The organism is Klebsiella sp. A52 (genome assembly GCF_018388785.1).
In the GTDB taxonomy this organism is placed as follows: Bacteria; Pseudomonadota; Gammaproteobacteria; order Enterobacterales; family Enterobacteriaceae; genus Klebsiella; species Klebsiella aerogenes.
The window spans coordinates 1,576,476-1,591,349 of record NZ_CP074437.1; the positions used below are offsets into that span (position 1 = coordinate 1,576,476).

12 protein-coding genes, 1 tRNA gene and 2 other RNA genes are annotated in these 14,874 nt (G+C 55.1%); 12 read left to right on the top strand and 3 right to left on the bottom strand.

The window, feature by feature from the left end:
* The first annotated feature begins 73 nt into the window (after positions 1 to 73).
* The 12 genes from KGA69_RS07345 (at position 74) to KGA69_RS07400 (ending at position 11,361) form a co-directional block, all read left to right on the top strand.
* On the top strand, positions 74 to 658 hold the full coding sequence (locus KGA69_RS07345; protein WP_161801957.1) for an autotransporter outer membrane beta-barrel domain-containing protein: 585 nt from the start codon (positions 74 to 76) through the stop codon (positions 656 to 658).
* A 240-nt stretch (positions 659 to 898) separates the two neighbouring features.
* A complete protein-coding gene (locus KGA69_RS07350; RefSeq protein WP_045390772.1) occupies positions 899 to 2,104 on the top strand; it encodes an L-lactate MFS transporter in 1,206 nt (401 codons plus the stop codon).
* A 222-nt stretch (positions 2,105 to 2,326) separates the two neighbouring features.
* Positions 2,327 to 4,018 (top strand): kdo(2)-lipid A phosphoethanolamine 7''-transferase, encoded by a 1,692-nt coding sequence (eptB, locus tag KGA69_RS07355; protein ID WP_047067268.1) that lies wholly within the window; start codon positions 2,327 to 2,329, stop codon positions 4,016 to 4,018.
* A 91-nt stretch (positions 4,019 to 4,109) separates the two neighbouring features.
* Positions 4,110 to 4,186: transfer RNA gene (locus KGA69_RS07360), tRNA-Pro, on the top strand.
* A gap of 34 nt (positions 4,187 to 4,220) precedes the next feature.
* A non-coding RNA gene (locus tag KGA69_RS07365) (RtT sRNA) lies at positions 4,221 to 4,353 on the top strand.
* Between the two features lie 34 nt (positions 4,354 to 4,387).
* Positions 4,388 to 4,520: non-coding RNA, RtT sRNA (locus tag KGA69_RS07370), on the top strand.
* Positions 4,521 to 5,277: 757 nt separating this feature from the next.
* Positions 5,278 to 6,885, top strand: a complete 1,608-nt coding sequence (dppA, locus tag KGA69_RS07375; protein WP_047047780.1) for a dipeptide ABC transporter periplasmic-binding protein DppA — start codon at positions 5,278 to 5,280, stop codon at positions 6,883 to 6,885.
* Positions 6,886 to 7,018: 133 nt separating this feature from the next.
* Positions 7,019 to 8,038: a dipeptide ABC transporter permease DppB gene (dppB, locus tag KGA69_RS07380; protein WP_002921786.1), complete on the top strand. Its 1,020-nt coding sequence runs from the start codon at positions 7,019 to 7,021 to the stop codon at positions 8,036 to 8,038.
* A 9-nt stretch (positions 8,039 to 8,047) separates the two neighbouring features.
* Positions 8,048 to 8,950 (top strand): dipeptide ABC transporter permease DppC, encoded by a 903-nt coding sequence (gene dppC / locus KGA69_RS07385; protein ID WP_045390783.1) that lies wholly within the window; start codon positions 8,048 to 8,050, stop codon positions 8,948 to 8,950.
* A 10-nt stretch (positions 8,951 to 8,960) separates the two neighbouring features.
* Positions 8,961 to 9,944 carry a dipeptide ABC transporter ATP-binding protein gene (gene dppD, locus KGA69_RS07390; protein ID WP_045390786.1) on the top strand — a complete coding sequence of 328 codons (984 nt, stop codon included), beginning with the start codon at positions 8,961 to 8,963 and terminating at the stop codon, positions 9,942 to 9,944.
* On the top strand, positions 9,941 to 10,954 hold the full coding sequence (gene dppF / locus KGA69_RS07395; RefSeq protein ID WP_015369233.1) for a dipeptide ABC transporter ATP-binding subunit DppF: 1,014 nt from the start codon (positions 9,941 to 9,943) through the stop codon (positions 10,952 to 10,954). Before dppD ends, dppF begins: the two co-directional genes overlap by 4 nt.
* 299 nt (positions 10,955 to 11,253) lie before the next feature.
* Positions 11,254 to 11,361 carry a type I toxin-antitoxin system toxin Ldr family protein gene (locus KGA69_RS07400; protein WP_015703763.1) on the top strand — a complete coding sequence of 36 codons (108 nt, stop codon included), beginning with the start codon at positions 11,254 to 11,256 and terminating at the stop codon, positions 11,359 to 11,361.
* 82 nt (positions 11,362 to 11,443) lie between these two features.
* Here KGA69_RS07400 and bcsG read toward each other — a convergent pair whose 3' ends face one another.
* The 3 genes from bcsG to bcsE are packed head-to-tail and all read right to left on the bottom strand — an operon-like array spanning position 11,444 to position 14,870.
* Positions 11,444 to 13,123: a cellulose biosynthesis protein BcsG gene (bcsG, locus tag KGA69_RS07405; RefSeq protein ID WP_049060483.1), complete on the bottom strand. Its 1,680-nt coding sequence runs from the start codon at positions 13,121 to 13,123 to the stop codon at positions 11,444 to 11,446.
* Complete coding sequence (gene bcsF / locus KGA69_RS07410) at positions 13,120 to 13,317, bottom strand: cellulose biosynthesis protein BcsF (protein WP_045390791.1); 198 nt, start codon at positions 13,315 to 13,317, stop codon at positions 13,120 to 13,122. The genes bcsG and bcsF overlap by 4 nt, the downstream gene beginning before the upstream one ends.
* Positions 13,314 to 14,870 (bottom strand): cellulose biosynthesis protein BcsE, encoded by a 1,557-nt coding sequence (gene bcsE, locus KGA69_RS07415; RefSeq protein WP_045390794.1) that lies wholly within the window; start codon positions 14,868 to 14,870, stop codon positions 13,314 to 13,316. Before bcsE ends, bcsF begins: the two co-directional genes overlap by 4 nt.
* Between the last annotated feature and the right edge of the window lie 4 nt (positions 14,871 to 14,874).

Here is a 14,874-nt window from a genome sequence, read left to right on the forward strand (position 1 = left end):
AGTCGCATTAATGATAATAAAGAAATGCAATGGCCTCCGGGGTGGGTTGGCCCCGGCGTGCATCACTATCTGGGTGTCGTGTGTTTCAGGCGCCAATGCCTGGCAACAGGAATATATCGCTAACGATACAAAAAGTAATACGTCGGAACGCTATACATGGGATAGCGATCACCAACCGCGTTATGAAGATATTCTCGCCGAGCGAATGAGGGCGTCAGAAGCGCCCGCCGGACTGGCGTTGAATCAGGCGCTGGCGCCGCCGGATTTGAGTCACGGCATGAGCGTGGGATGGAACTACTCGCTGGCCAGCGGCGTGACCTCCGGGCCGGTCGCCAGCTTGCGTAGCGATCTCAACCCGCCGCCCGCGACGCGTCGCGCGGGCGAAAGTATTTACGTCAACACGCTCGGCTGGCGTATGGATTACCAACAGCTATGGGGCGTGCATCCATGGGCGCAGGTGAGCTATAACCAGTCTATCTCTATCGATAACAATGCGTCGATTAGCCGCGGAAAAGACGGTAGCTGGGGCGACGTCACGCTGGGCGCAGATATGCCGCTGGGTTCACATCTGGCGGCGTGGGCCACACTTTCACAGGCAGATAACGTTCCGTCGGGTGAAAATACGCTGTATCTGATGGGCGTCAGTGCCAATTTCTGACCGAATTTGTTACGCATTTGAAATGCAGTCGTTACTGTAAAATCTCAGTAACGGCGCGTTTCTGTGAGGTAGCGCACACTAACTTTTTGAGTGAAATTTAGGGAATGAATGTTTTGCAATGTCATTCATTCCGCCATAAATGCATTTCATTCCTCGTTGATGGCAGTTCATGCCGTTTTCCCCCACCGGATTTGGGGATTTGGTTATTGTGGCGGCAGTTAATCCTTCAGGACATCTGCTATGAACGCTGCAAACACTCAATATACCCGTTGGCTCACGCTGATTGGCACGATCATTACGCAATTCGCTCTGGGATCGGTTTATACATGGAGTTTGTTTAATAGTTCTCTGGCCAGCAAATTGGACGAGCCAGTAAGCCAGGTGGCATTTTCTTTCGGCCTGTTAAGTCTTGGGCTGGCGCTATCCTCTTCCGTTGCCGGTAAATTGCAGGAACGCTTTGGCGTGAAACGCGTCACCATGGCATCCGGCATCCTGCTTGGCGTCGGCTTTTTCCTCACAGCCCATGCCAACAGCCTGATGATGCTGTGGTTGAGCGCCGGCCTGCTGGTCGGTCTGGCGGACGGCGCGGGCTATCTGCTGACGTTGTCGAACTGCGTGAAGTGGTTCCCCGAGCGTAAAGGTCTGATTTCCGCCTTCTCAATTGGTGCTTATGGCCTTGGCAGCCTCGGTTTTAAATTTATCGATAGTCACCTGCTGGCGACGGTCGGGCTGGAAAAAACCTTTGTTATCTGGGGCGCTATCGTACTGGTGATGATCGTCTTTGGCGCCACCATGATGAAAGATGCGCCGAATCATCCCGCGACCACTACCGCCAACGGCGTTGTCGAAAATGATTTCACCCTTGCTGAATCCATGCGTAAACCGCAGTACTGGATGCTGGCGGTGATGTTCCTGACGGCCTGCATGAGCGGTCTGTATGTGATTGGTGTAGCAAAAGATATCGCGCAGGGCATGGTGCATCTCGACGTGGCGACGGCGGCGAATGCGGTTACCGTGATTTCTATCGCTAACCTGAGCGGCCGCCTGGTGCTGGGTATCCTGTCCGACAAAATCTCCCGTATCCGCGTAATTACCATCGGTCAGGTGGTCTCCCTGGTTGGTATGGCGGCCCTGCTGTTCGCGCCGCTAAATGCGATGACCTTCTTTGCGGCGATTGCCTGTGTGGCCTTTAACTTCGGCGGCACCATTACCGTCTTCCCGTCGCTGGTAAGCGAGTTCTTTGGCCTCAATAACCTGGCGAAAAACTACGGCGTGATTTATCTCGGCTTCGGTATCGGTAGTATTTGCGGTTCGCTGATTGCCTCCGTGTTCGGCGGCTTCTACGTCACTTTCTGCGTCATCTTCGCTCTGCTGATTTTGTCGCTGGCGCTTTCCACTACCATTCGTCAGCCGAAAAGCGAAATTTACCACCAGGCGCACGCCTGATAGCATCGCCCTTCCTAAGCGAATAATGCCTTACCAGCCAGATATTTTGTAAATATCTGGCTGAATCACATTCCTCGCGGATACTTTTCCCATTTGCTGTGGTCTACTTAGCGCGCTTTGTAGAGGTTTCCGATAACCAACCCAGACGCACTTAATTAATCTTCCTGTTTATATCGTTTTAATCAGGGCGGTTTTATCTCTTCGTTTCCCAGGTTTGCTTGCATGAAATACATTAAAACGATGTCGCAGCAGAAGCTGAGTTTTTGGCTTGCGCTGTACATCGGCTGGTTTATGAACGCCGCGGTGTTTTTCCGTCGTTTCGATGGTTACGCTCAAGAGTTTACCGTCTGGAAAGGGTTGTCCGGAGTGGTGGAACTGGTGGCGACGGTGCTGGTCACCTTCTTCCTGCTGCGTCTGCTCTCGTTATTTGGCCGTCGGGTCTGGCGCATCTTAGCCACGCTGGTGGTGCTGTTTTCCGCTGGGGCGAGTTATTACATGACTTTCCTCAATGTGGTCATTGGCTACGGCATAATCGCTTCGGTGATGACCACCGATATTGACCTGTCGAAAGAGGTTATCGGCTGGCATCTGATCCTCTGGCTGGCCGCGGTTAGCGTGTTGCCGCTCCTTCTTATCTGGAGCAACCGCTGCCGTAAGACGCTGCTGCAACAGGTCAAAACGCCGGGTCAGCGGGTGAAAAATATCCTGATAGTCGTGCTGGCCGGGCTGATGGTCTGGGGGCCGATTCGCCTGCTGGAAGTGCGCCAGAAGAACGTTGAGCGCAATTCAGAGGTCGATATGCCAAGCTACGGCGGCGTCATTGCCAACTCGTATCTGCCTTCTAACTGGCTGTCGGCGCTCGGGCTGTACGCCTGGGCGCAGGTGGATGAGTCGTCTGATAATAAATCATTGATTAATCCGGCGAAAAAATTCACCTACGTGGCGCCGCAGGATCTTGATGATACTTACGTGGTGTTTATCATCGGCGAGACCACCCGCTGGGATCATATGGGTATACTCGGCTATAACCGCAATACCACGCCGAAGCTGGCGCAAGAGAAGAATCTTGTCGCTTTCCGCGGCACCTCTTGCGATACCGCCACCAAGCTGTCGTTGCGCTGTATGTTTGTGCGCGAGGGCGGGGCGGATGATAATCCGCAGCGGACGTTGAAAGAGCAGAATGTGTTCGCTGTTCTGCACCAGCTAGGTTTTGCCGGCGACCTGTACGCCATGCAGAGCGAGATGTGGTTCTACAGCAATACGATGGCCAACAATATCGCCTATCGCGAGCAGATCGGCGCCGAGCCGCGCAACCGCGGCAAGAACGTGGATGATATGCTGCTGGTCGATGAGATGAAGCGCGGTATGGAGCAAAATCCTGATGGCAAGCGCTTGATTATCCTGCATACCAAGGGATCGCACTTTAACTACACCCAGCGGTATCCGCGCAGCTTCGCGCAATGGAAACCGGAGTGTATCGGCGTGGATAGCAAATGTTCGAAGGCCGAGTTGATAAACTCTTACGATAATAGCGTCACCTACGTGGATCACTTTATCGTTAGCGTGCTGGACCAACTGCGGGATAAAAAGGCTATCGTGTTCTACGCCGCCGATCACGGCGAGTCGATTAATGAACACGAACATCTGCACGGTACGCCGCGCATGATGGCGCCGCCGGAACAGTTCCGCGTGCCGATGATGGTCTGGATGTCGGATAAGTATCTGGCGAACCCGGACCATGCCGCCTCCTTTGCGCGTCTCAAGCAGCAGGCGGCGACGAAGGCTCCGCACCGTCACGTTGAGCTGTATGACACCATTATGGGTTGTCTTGGTTATACCTCGCCGGACGGCGGGATTAATGAAAACAATAACTGGTGTCGCGTGCCGGCTTCGAAGAAAGCGGTGAAAGAATAGCTGCAGTGGCGAGATTCTCGCCGCTTGATTGATTTTTTGCTAATAAGGCATTGACGGGTGTGCATCCCAGCAGTAAGATGCGCCCCGCATTCGGTGATTGGCGCAGCCTGGTAGCGCACTTCGTTCGGGACGAAGGGGTCGGAGGTTCGAATCCTCTATCACCGACCAAATTCGAAAAGCCTGCTCAATGAGCAGGCTTTTTTGCATCTGCGGCCCGAAGAGGATGAGAACCTCCGGGGGCAGAGGTTCGACTCGAGCGTAGCGAGAGAACGTTGCGTCAGCAACGGCCCGTAGGGCGAGCCACGAAGTGGCGAGTCATCCTCTATCACCGACCAAATTCGAAAAGCCTGCTCAATGAGCAGGCTTTTTTGCATCTGCGGCCCGAAGAGGATGAGAACCTCCGGGGGCAGAGGTTCGACTCGAGCGTAGCGAGAGAACGTTGCGTCAGCAACGGCCCGTAGGGCGAGCCACGAAGTGGCGAGTCATCCTCTATCACCGACCAAATTCGAAAAGCCTGCTCAACGAGCAGGCTTTTTTGCATCTGCGGCCCGAAGAGGATGAGAACCTCCGGGAGCAGAGGTTCGACTCGAGCGCTTCCCTGATCGCGGCGCAAGCGCCTTATCAGGGCTACATTCGCACAGCGCATAACCAGCCCGGTAGCCCGGCTCAGCGCAGCGCAAGCCGGGGTGAAAACCTTGTCAGAATCACAAAAATCGCATTTCCCCGCGCATCTCGCCAGCTGTTCGCTGTTTTGTGACATCTTCCATTGCTTTTTTTTATCGATGAATAGATCTTTTTTCGCGAAGCTTATGACTAAGTACAGCATTTTCCGCTGTGCGTTTTAACGTTCGCGCTATTAATCGCTCACATAATGGCCACATGGGAAGAAATTTTCACCATTTTTAAGAATTGTTTATCACCAGATGTTGCAAACTATTAAGGGCTTTATTCTGGTTTATTGCCGGTAGCATAAATTTCTCTGCTGAAAATAGCGCCATCAAGTTTTTTTAATCTTTGCCCACCGATTCTCACCCCTGACGCAAAACCCGGTTAGCTGTATTGACGTTTCTCCATTCTGTTGACAGATTGTACGGCATGAGGGGCATTTCATGGAGAATCCGTACTGCAACTCAGTCGTTTTAGCGAACGGAATCCCCATCTCTCTCAACGCCTTCGGGCACCACCGACCAGACCGGGTAAAAAATAAATAAAGGTCTGGCGGCTATATGCAAACAACATCACAGTTTTGGAGCAGAATAATGAGTATTTCCTTGAAAAAGTCAGGGATGCTGAAGCTTGGTCTGAGCCTGGTCGCCATGACCGTCGCCGCAAGCGTACAAGCTAAAACCCTGGTTTATTGTTCTGAAGGTTCGCCGGAAGGCTTTAACCCACAGCTATTCACCTCTGGTACCACCTATGACGCCAGCTCGGTGCCTATTTACAACCGCCTGGTTGAATTCAAAACCGGGACGACAGAAGTTATTCCTGGCCTGGCTGAGAAGTGGGATGTCAGCGAGGACGGTAAAACCTATACCTTCCACCTGCGTAAAGGCGTGAAGTGGCAGGATAATAAAGATTTTAAACCGACGCGCGATCTGAATGCCGACGATGTGGTGTTCTCCTTCGACCGTCAGAAAAATGACAAAAATCCTTACCATAAAGTCTCTGGCGGCAGCTATGAGTACTTCGAAGGGATGGGCCTGCAGGACCTGATTAGCGAAGTGAAGAAAGTGGACGATAATACCGTCCAGTTCGTGCTGACTCGCCCGGAAGCGCCGTTCCTCGCTGACCTGGCGATGGACTTTGCTTCTATCCTGTCGAAAGAATATGCCGACAACATGCTGAAAGCCGGCACGCCGGAAAAAGTAGACCTTAACCCAATCGGCACTGGCCCATTCCAACTGCTGCAGTACCAAAAAGACTCGCGCATTCTGTATAAAGCCTTCCCGGGCTACTGGGGCACCAAGCCGCAGATCGATCGTCTGGTCTTCTCCATCACCCCTGACGCTTCCGTACGCTACGCCAAGCTGCAGAAAAACGAATGCCAGGTGATGCCTTATCCGAACCCGGCTGACATCGCGCGCATGAAGGAAGATAAAAACATCAACCTGCTGGAACAGCCGGGTCTGAACGTGGGTTATCTCTCCTTCAACACCGAGAAAAAACCGCTCGATAACGTCAAAGTTCGCCAGGCGCTGACCTACGCGGTGAACAAAGAAGCGATCATCAAAGCCGTTTATCAGGGCGCCGGCCAGTCGGCGAAGAACCTGATCCCGCCGACCATGTGGGGCTATAACGATGACGTTAAAGACTACACCTACGATCCTGAAAAGGCGAAGCAGCTGCTGAAAGAAGCGGGCATGGAAAAAGGCTTCACCATCGACCTGTGGGCAATGCCGGTACAGCGTCCGTATAACCCGAACGCGCGCCGTATGGCTGAAATGATCCAGGCTGACTGGGCGAAAGTCGGCGTACAGGCCAAGATCGTCACCTATGAGTGGGGCGAGTACCTGAAACGTGCAAAAGCGGGCGAACACCAGACCGTGATGATGGGCTGGACCGGCGACAACGGGGATCCGGATAACTTCTTCGCAACTCTGTTCAGCTGCGCCGCGGCGAAAGACGGCTCTAACTACTCTCGCTGGTGCTACAAGCCGTTTGAAGACCTCATTCAACCGGCGCGCGCCACCGACGACCACAACAAGCGTATTGAACTGTACAAACAGGCTCAGGTAGTGATGCATGACCAGGCTCCGGCGCTGATCATCGCCCACTCCACCGTTTACGAGCCAGTGCGTAAAGAAGTCAAAGGCTATGTGGTTGATCCGCTTGGCAAACACCACTTCGATAACGTCTCTGTCGAATAATAAGCACGATGCCTGACCCCCTCTCCCCGCGTGGGAGAGGCGGGGGGCGTATTCCCGCTATTCGGGGAATACATTTGTGAGCAATACAGACGCCTTGTCACCAGGCCTGGCGTCACTAGAGAGAATCCGGGTTATGTTGCAGTTTATTCTCCGACGTTTGGGACTCGTCATCCCGACATTTATCGGTATTACCCTTCTCACCTTTGCCTTCGTGCATATGATCCCCGGCGATCCGGTGATGATTATGGCGGGCGAACGTGGTATTTCCCCCGAACGTCACGCGCAGCTGCTGGCCGAAATGGGCCTCGATAAGCCGCTGTGGCAGCAATATGCCCATTATATTTGGGGCGTACTGCACGGTGATTTAGGGATCTCGCTGAAAAGCCGCATTCCCGTGTGGCAAGAGTTTGTCCCGCGTTTTAAGGCCACCCTCGAACTGGGCGTCTGCGCGATGATTTTCGCCGTCGCCGTCGGTATTCCGGTGGGCGTGCTGGCTGCGGTAAAACGCGGCTCCATCTTTGACCATACCGCCGTGGGCCTGGCGCTGACCGGCTACTCGATGCCTATCTTCTGGTGGGGCATGATGCTGATTATGCTGGTTTCGGTGCAGTTGAACCTGACGCCGGTATCCGGGCGTATCAGCGATACGGTATTCCTTGACGATACCCTGCCGCTGACCGGTTTTATGCTGATTGACACCGCCATCTGGGGTGAACAGGGCGACTTTATCGATGCCTTAATGCATATGATCCTACCCGCCATCGTGCTGGGTACGATTCCGCTGGCGGTGATCGTGCGTATGACCCGATCGTCGATGCTGGAAGTGCTTGGCGAGGATTACATCCGTACCGCTCGCGCTAAGGGGTTAACCCGCATGCGGGTGATTGTCATCCATGCGCTACGCAACGCGATGCTGCCGGTGGTCACGGTGATTGGTCTGCAGGTGGGCACGCTGCTGGCGGGCGCCATTCTGACCGAAACGATTTTTTCGTGGCCAGGTTTAGGCCGCTGGCTTATCGATGCGCTACAGCGCCGCGATTATCCAGTTGTGCAGGGCGGGGTGCTGCTGGTGGCGACGATGATTATTCTCGTCAACCTGCTGGTCGACCTGCTGTACGGCGTGGTGAACCCGCGTATCCGGCATAAGAAGTAAGGGGCCATCATGTCACAAATTACAGAAAATAAAGTTGTCGCCGCGCCGGTGCCAATGACCCCGCTGCAGGAGTTCTGGCACTATTTCAAACGCAACAAAGGGGCAGTCGTCGGGTTGGTATACGTGGCGGTGATGATTATCATCGCGGTATTCGCCAACTTTCTCGCCCCTTATAACCCGGCGGATCAGTTCCGTGATTCGCTGCTGGCGCCGCCGTTCTGGCAGGATGGCGGCAGTATGGCGCACCTGCTTGGCACCGATGACGTGGGGCGCGATATTCTCTCGCGCCTGATGTACGGCGCGCGCCTGTCGCTGCTGGTGGGCTGTCTGGTGGTGGTGTTGTCGCTAATCCTCGGCGTGGTGCTGGGGCTGGTTGCTGGCTATTTCGGCGGGGTGGTGGACTCCATCATCATGCGCGTGGTCGATATCATGCTGGCGCTGCCCAGCCTGCTGCTGGCGTTGGTGCTGGTGGCTATCTTCGGACCATCAATCGTCAATGCTTCGCTGGCGCTCACCTTCGTCGCCCTACCGCACTATGTGCGTCTGACGCGCGCGGCGGTGCTGGTGGAAGTGCACCGCGATTACGTGACCGCTTCCCGCGTAGCGGGCGCCGGCGCGATGCGCCAGATGTTCGTTAATATTCTCCCTAACTGTCTTGCGCCGTTGATCGTTCAGGCGTCGCTGGGCTTCTCTAACGCCATTCTCGACATGGCAGCGCTGGGGTTCCTCGGCATGGGCGCGCAGCCGCCGACGCCTGAGTGGGGCACCATGCTTTCCGACGTATTGCAGTTCGCACAAAGCGCCTGGTGGGTGGTGACCTTCCCGGGCGTGGCGATCCTGCTGACGGTGCTGGCATTTAACCTGATGGGTGACGGTCTGCGTGACGCGCTCGATCCCAAACTGAAGCAGTAAGAGGTTCGAGATGGCGTTATTAAATGTAGATAAATTATCGGTGCATTTCGGCGAGCAAAATGCGCCGTTCCGCGCCGTGGACCGCATCAGCTATAGCGTGAAGCAGGGCGAAGTGGTCGGTATCGTAGGCGAGTCGGGTTCAGGTAAGTCGGTGAGTTCGCTGGCGATTATGGGCCTGATTGACTACCCCGGTCGGGTGATGGCGGACAAACTGGAATTTAACGGCCGCGATCTGCAGCGAATTTCGGAAAAAGAGCGGCGTCAACTGGTGGGGGCGGAAGTGGCAATGATCTTCCAGGATCCGATGACCAGCCTCAACCCGTGCTTTACCGTCGGCTATCAGATAATGGAAGCGATTAAGGTCCATCAGGGCGGCAATAAGCAAACCCGCCGCCAGCGGGCGATCGACCTGCTGAACCTGGTGGGTATTCCTGACCCGGCGTCGCGGTTGGACGTTTACCCGCATCAGCTTTCCGGTGGGATGAGCCAGCGCGTGATGATCGCGATGGCTATCGCCTGCCGGCCAAAACTGCTGATTGCCGATGAACCGACCACCGCGCTGGATGTGACCATTCAGGCGCAGATTATCGAACTGCTGCTGGAGTTGCAGCAGCAAGAAAATATGGCGCTGGTGTTGATTACCCATGACCTGGCGCTGGTGGCGGAAGCCGCGCATAAAATTATCGTCATGTACGCGGGTCAGGTGGTGGAGACCGGGGATGCGAAAGATATCTTCCGCGCGCCGCGCCATCCTTACACCCAGGCGCTGCTGCGCGCGCTGCCGGAGTTTGCCCAGGATAAGGCGCGTCTGGCATCGCTACCGGGGGTTGTTCCGGGGAAATATGACCGCCCAAACGGCTGCCTGCTGAACCCGCGCTGCCCCTATGCCACGGATAAATGCCGGAGCGAAGAGCCCGCGCTCGCGGATCTCGACGGCGGCCGTCAGTCAAAATGCCACTACCCACTCGATGATGCCGGGAGGCCTGGATTATGAGTACGCAAAAGGCCGCCACGCAACAACCGCTGTTGCAGGCCATTGATCTGAAAAAACACTATCCGGTAAAGAAAGGGTTGTTTGCTCCGGAACGGTTGGTAAAAGCGCTGGACGGCGTCTCCTTTACCCTTGAACGCGGTAAAACGCTGGCGGTGGTGGGAGAGTCGGGATGCGGCAAATCGACGCTGGGTCGTTTGCTGACGATGATTGAAATTCCCACCGGCGGCGAGCTGTATTATCAGGGGCAGGATCTGCTCAAGCACGACCCGCAGGCGCAAAAGCTGCGGCGGCAAAAAATCCAGATTGTGTTTCAGAATCCATATGGTTCGCTGAACCCGCGTAAAAAAGTGGGGCAGATTCTGGAAGAGCCGCTGTTGATCAACAGTAGCCTGAGCAAAGAGCAGCGGCGTGAAAAAGCGCTGGCGATGATGGCGAAGGTGGGTCTGAAAACGGAACATTACGATCGCTACCCGCATATGTTCTCCGGCGGCCAGCGCCAGCGTATCGCTATTGCCCGCGGGCTGATGCTGGATCCGGATGTGGTGATTGCCGATGAGCCGGTCTCCGCGCTGGATGTTTCGGTACGTGCCCAGGTGCTGAACCTGATGATGGACCTGCAGCAGGATTTAGGCTTGTCCTACGTGTTTATTTCCCACGATCTCTCGGTCGTCGAGCACATCGCTGATGAAGTCATGGTGATGTATCTTGGCCGCTGCGTGGAGAAGGGGACCAAGGACCAGATCTTTAATAACCCGCGTCATCCGTATACTCAGGCCCTGTTGTCAGCGACGCCGCGTCTGAACCCGGACGATCGACGCGAGCGCATTAAGCTCACCGGCGAACTGCCGAGCCCGCTGAATCCGCCGCCGGGCTGCGCCTTCAATGCGCGCTGCCGCCGACGCTTTGGCCCATGCACCCAGCTTCAGCCGCAGCTTAAGGATTACGGTGGCCAACTGGTGGCCTGCTTTGCCGTTGATCAGGATGAGAATCCCGAGAAAGCGCGGGCGTGATGGGAAGCGGGTTGTCGCGTGATGATTTCTGCGGGGGAGGGCTGGAATGCGCCTCGCAGATTGCCAAAGGGCGTGGTGAAGGCGATGACAAGGAGCAGTAGAATCGACGCCAAGCCGGGTTCGCCCGGTGAGGCGCAATGTTGCGGGGGCTTGAACCCCGGCGGCATAGATAAGTTGCTGGAAAGAGAAAACCCTCGCACGTTGCTGGTGTTAACCAGGCAACTGAACGAGGGCTATCACTAACTCCAGACAAGTTAAAGATAGCCGCGAACGGTTGCCATTGCAATACAGGCGGCTCTATGACGCTCACACAGTTAGGTCTGATCTTATGGGACGATCTGGCGGCGCCGATAATTGCTGGCATCGTGGTCAGCATTATCGTCAGCTGGATGCACAACCAGAAGTGACGGACCGGCGGGCGTGAGTCTGCTGCGTTGGCAATTTGCGCCCGAACAGGCCGCAGGAATTCTCCTGCGGCCTTTTTCGTCTTTACTGCGGATACGGTACCCAACTGCCGCCGTTTAGCTGCACGTAGGGTTTGCCCTGATACTGAATGACAATGGCGTTGGAGTTTTCTGATACCGCCGCGGTCTGCGGCAGATTTGCGGTGTATTGCTGCCAGTTGACGTTATCTTCGGTAAACATCTTACCGTCCAGGGCGCGCACCACCAGTTCAGAAACCGCGAGGTAGCTGGAAGGCTGAGTGATTTCCACCGCGGCGCCCTGATGCGGAGCCTTCATGCCGAAGAATTTCACCGCCGCAGGTACGTTGGTAATCGACGGGCTTGGGATATCGCGCAGCCCGGAAACCTGCATCTTATCCCCCTTCAGCGCGGCGCCGTGTTCCGGCACCACCACCACCATCACTTTACGCCCCGATTTTTCCAGTTCGGTGAAGAAGGCGTCCAGCTCATCAAAGAACTTCTGCGCGCGGGCCTTATAGTCGGCCGTTTTGCTTTGGCCGGGATAATGGTTGCCATCGTGCAGCGGCAGCGTGTTGTAGAAGGTCGCGGTACGGGGCGTGTTAAGCTTCTCGGTAGACTGTAGCCAGCGATCGAGCGTCGCCTGGTCGTCGTAAACCGGCGATCCGTCGAAGCCTTGCAGGATTACCGGTAAACCGCTCTGATCCATCAGCGGACTCTGCATGCCGCCGAGCGAGCGAACCTCTTTGAGGAAGTCGCCGAATACGCCGTTATGCCCCAGCATCAGCTGTTGGGTAAAGCCGAGTTTGGCCAGATTTTCGAACAGGTAGCACTCGTTGCCAGACGGCTGATACAGGTTGTTATGCGATAGCTGGCCGCAGCTGGCGCGCAGCAGGCGAACGGCTGCCGGGCCGCTGTAGGAAGTGGCGGAGTTAAAGTTTTTGAAGAGGATATCGAAATGTTTCCACAGCGGATGATCCATCAACCCGGCAGCCTCAATGTCTGACCATGACAGGGAGCAGATATTAATAACCAGCAGATCGAACGGCTGCGCATCCCCAGGCAGCTGATCCGGGAACGGTGTTTTTCTTTTCTGTTCAGAAGCATAGAAAGTTTTCAGCCAATTGCTAAGGTTAGCTGAGGTTGGCGGTTCGGTCTGCGGTGGGATATCGCCGCTGGCGGCGGCGCTGGTTGATGCCGCGGCTGATGTCGTTCCACCGGTCGTTGCCGCTGGCGTGGCCGCTGTGGTGTTCGGCTGGCCGGCGGGCCATAAAGTAAAGGAGGGCAGCAGCGGGCTGATAACCAGCCAGACCATGATCGCCGAAACGAAGACGGTAACGCGCAGCCATTGGCTGATGAATAGCCACAGCACCAGCAGCACAAAGAAGGCGCCGACCATATTCCAGTTAATAAAACGGGTGATCAGGTCCCAGATGTAATCGGCGCTGAAACCGGCGATTTGCGAGCCCTGGCTCATGATGCTTTCCGGACCCGGTAACCAGGTGTCATGCCAGAACAGGGCAAAGCCGAGCGGAATCGCTATCCAGTGGCGTATCCGGTGCAGTTTTTCACGGGGGATCGGCACCAGCAAAAAGGCGAGGAACACCAGGTTGAGCATTGGATGGAAGTTCAGGTATCCCGCCCACAGCAGGGCAAACTTCACGAGAAAATAGAAGTTCCAGCCGGACAGGCCGCGCCAGTACTGCCATAGCGGAAGCGGCGTAGCGGTAGTTTTTGCTTTGGTCATTTTTTCGGTTTGCCCTGCCTGGTCGCGCTCTCCCGGCGCAGTACGCCGGCCGGTTTCACGAAACGGGGTTTAAAGAACATCAAACGTAAAGTGGTGCGAATACGGCGCTGATAATGGCGCGTCAGGTATCCCAGCGGGAAAAATAGCAGGGCGCACAATACGATCAGCTGAATGATATCGGCGATAGACATCATGACCGCGGTTCTCCGTCGGTGGAGAGTCGCCAGGGTTCAGGGATTCGCCGCCACTGGCGCCCATCGTGTTTAACGTTAAGGGCTTCGTTTTTGCCCACCGTAATCGGCAGCGGCGTGTTCCAGTTGTCAGGAGATATGCCGCGCATCAACAGGATTTCCGCGGAAATTTGCTTATCTTCAAACCAAATCATACGGTTAGAAAAAATGTCTCCGGTCGGTAAAGGGAAGATATGGTTTAACGCCGTGTCCAGGTCATTTACCCGGCAAAACGATAAAAACAGCACTAATCGATTATTACCGATCGTCGCGATATCGCCCATGCGGTTGGGTTTACAAAGGGTTAACGCCTGTTCGACACGTAGCCCCGGCGCGGGGCGCAGCGCCACCATTACCCCTTTGCTATCCGGCGGCAGCAGCGTGTTGGCCATGATATTGCTGACCGCTTCACAGAAGGCGTCCCACTTTTGATAACCGCGAAGTTTAAGCGGCCGGCTCCAGGTCAACAGCGTGTTGAAGTCTTCCGGAACGTGGCGAGTAAATTTCTGCTTTTGCACGCTTTCAATAAGCGTGAGGCAGCGAGAAAGCCCGGCGCTGCAGGGGATTACCATGTTGGCGCCGCTGCTTAACAGCAAGCGTTCATCGGTGGCGCGCAGGCTCGGCGTTTGTTCACGTACCACGATTTTTAAGGCGCTGCCGCGCTGGCGACGCAGGGTATGGATATAGCGTCCGAGCTGCTCTATTTGCTCATTTTGGGTAATGGAAAATAGCAAGGTGGCCGCCTGCGCGGTACGACCGGCTTCAAAGACGGCGTCATTGGTTTCGAACAGCGTCCAGTATTCGGAAAGCGCAGGCGCCCCTTCCAGCACGCGCAAATTACTGAGGACGATTTTTTCGTCGCTACGCGGTTGCACTGCCGCTTCTTCGCTCTGCGCCAGCCGCCAGCCCTCATCATCGTGTAAAATAACCAGCTGCTGCTGCGCGCTAATACCTTTCTCACTGCCCCACCACGCGATATCAAATAGATGGCTATCGCCCTGATAACGAATGCTCGCCAGCCCGGAAAGGGCGCGGTACTGGCGTAATAACGGAGAAAGTTGTTTGTCGGTATCATTAGCCGAATTAAGTACCATAAGAGAGCAGTTATGGTATTTGGCCCATCGATTAGATTTTTCTACCCAATGGAGTAATTCTTCGGTTTTTATATTTTGCCAGGAATTTTCTGTACATAGCAGAATAAATAAATAGTTGCCAGGTTCCATAGAACAAAGTATGTCGCGGTGCAACTCCTGCAGGCCTTCCGGGCGATCTGGCATCGTGAATAGTGCGATTTTATCAGGACCGCGATCTTTTTTTAATGATATGACTTCATTAGGTTTTTTACCCATTATTATGGCGGCGACCTTGCTTTCCGGAGCCTGGCTTTCCAGCGTTTGATTCAGCAGGCTGACGGCGTCGGCATAGCGGTCGACATTAAGCCACCATACCCCGCCAACGGGCATATGGCATACTTCGTCCCATAATGATGAAATACCCAATGTATATACAATATCCACGATG

What these genes read in the sequence shown, in the direction of transcription:
- KGA69_RS07350 (WP_045390772.1), top strand. Translation starts at nt 899, where the DNA reads ATGAACGCTGCAAACACTCAATATACCCGTTGGCTCACGCTGATTGGC.
- eptB (WP_047067268.1), top strand. Translation starts at nt 2,327, where the DNA reads ATGAAATACATTAAAACGATGTCGCAGCAGAAGCTGAGTTTTTGGCTT.
- dppA (WP_047047780.1), top strand. Translation starts at nt 5,278, where the DNA reads ATGAGTATTTCCTTGAAAAAGTCAGGGATGCTGAAGCTTGGTCTGAGC.
- dppB (WP_002921786.1), top strand. Translation starts at nt 7,019, where the DNA reads ATGTTGCAGTTTATTCTCCGACGTTTGGGACTCGTCATCCCGACATTT.
- dppC (WP_045390783.1), top strand. Translation starts at nt 8,048, where the DNA reads ATGTCACAAATTACAGAAAATAAAGTTGTCGCCGCGCCGGTGCCAATG.
- dppD (WP_045390786.1), top strand. Translation starts at nt 8,961, where the DNA reads ATGGCGTTATTAAATGTAGATAAATTATCGGTGCATTTCGGCGAGCAA.
- dppF (WP_015369233.1), top strand. Translation starts at nt 9,941, where the DNA reads ATGAGTACGCAAAAGGCCGCCACGCAACAACCGCTGTTGCAGGCCATT.
- KGA69_RS07400 (WP_015703763.1), top strand. Translation starts at nt 11,254, where the DNA reads ATGACGCTCACACAGTTAGGTCTGATCTTATGGGACGATCTGGCGGCG.
- bcsG (WP_049060483.1), bottom strand. Translation starts at nt 13,123, where the DNA reads ATGACCAAAGCAAAAACTACCGCTACGCCGCTTCCGCTATGGCAGTAC.
- bcsF (WP_045390791.1), bottom strand. Translation starts at nt 13,317, where the DNA reads ATGATGTCTATCGCCGATATCATTCAGCTGATCGTATTGTGCGCCCTG.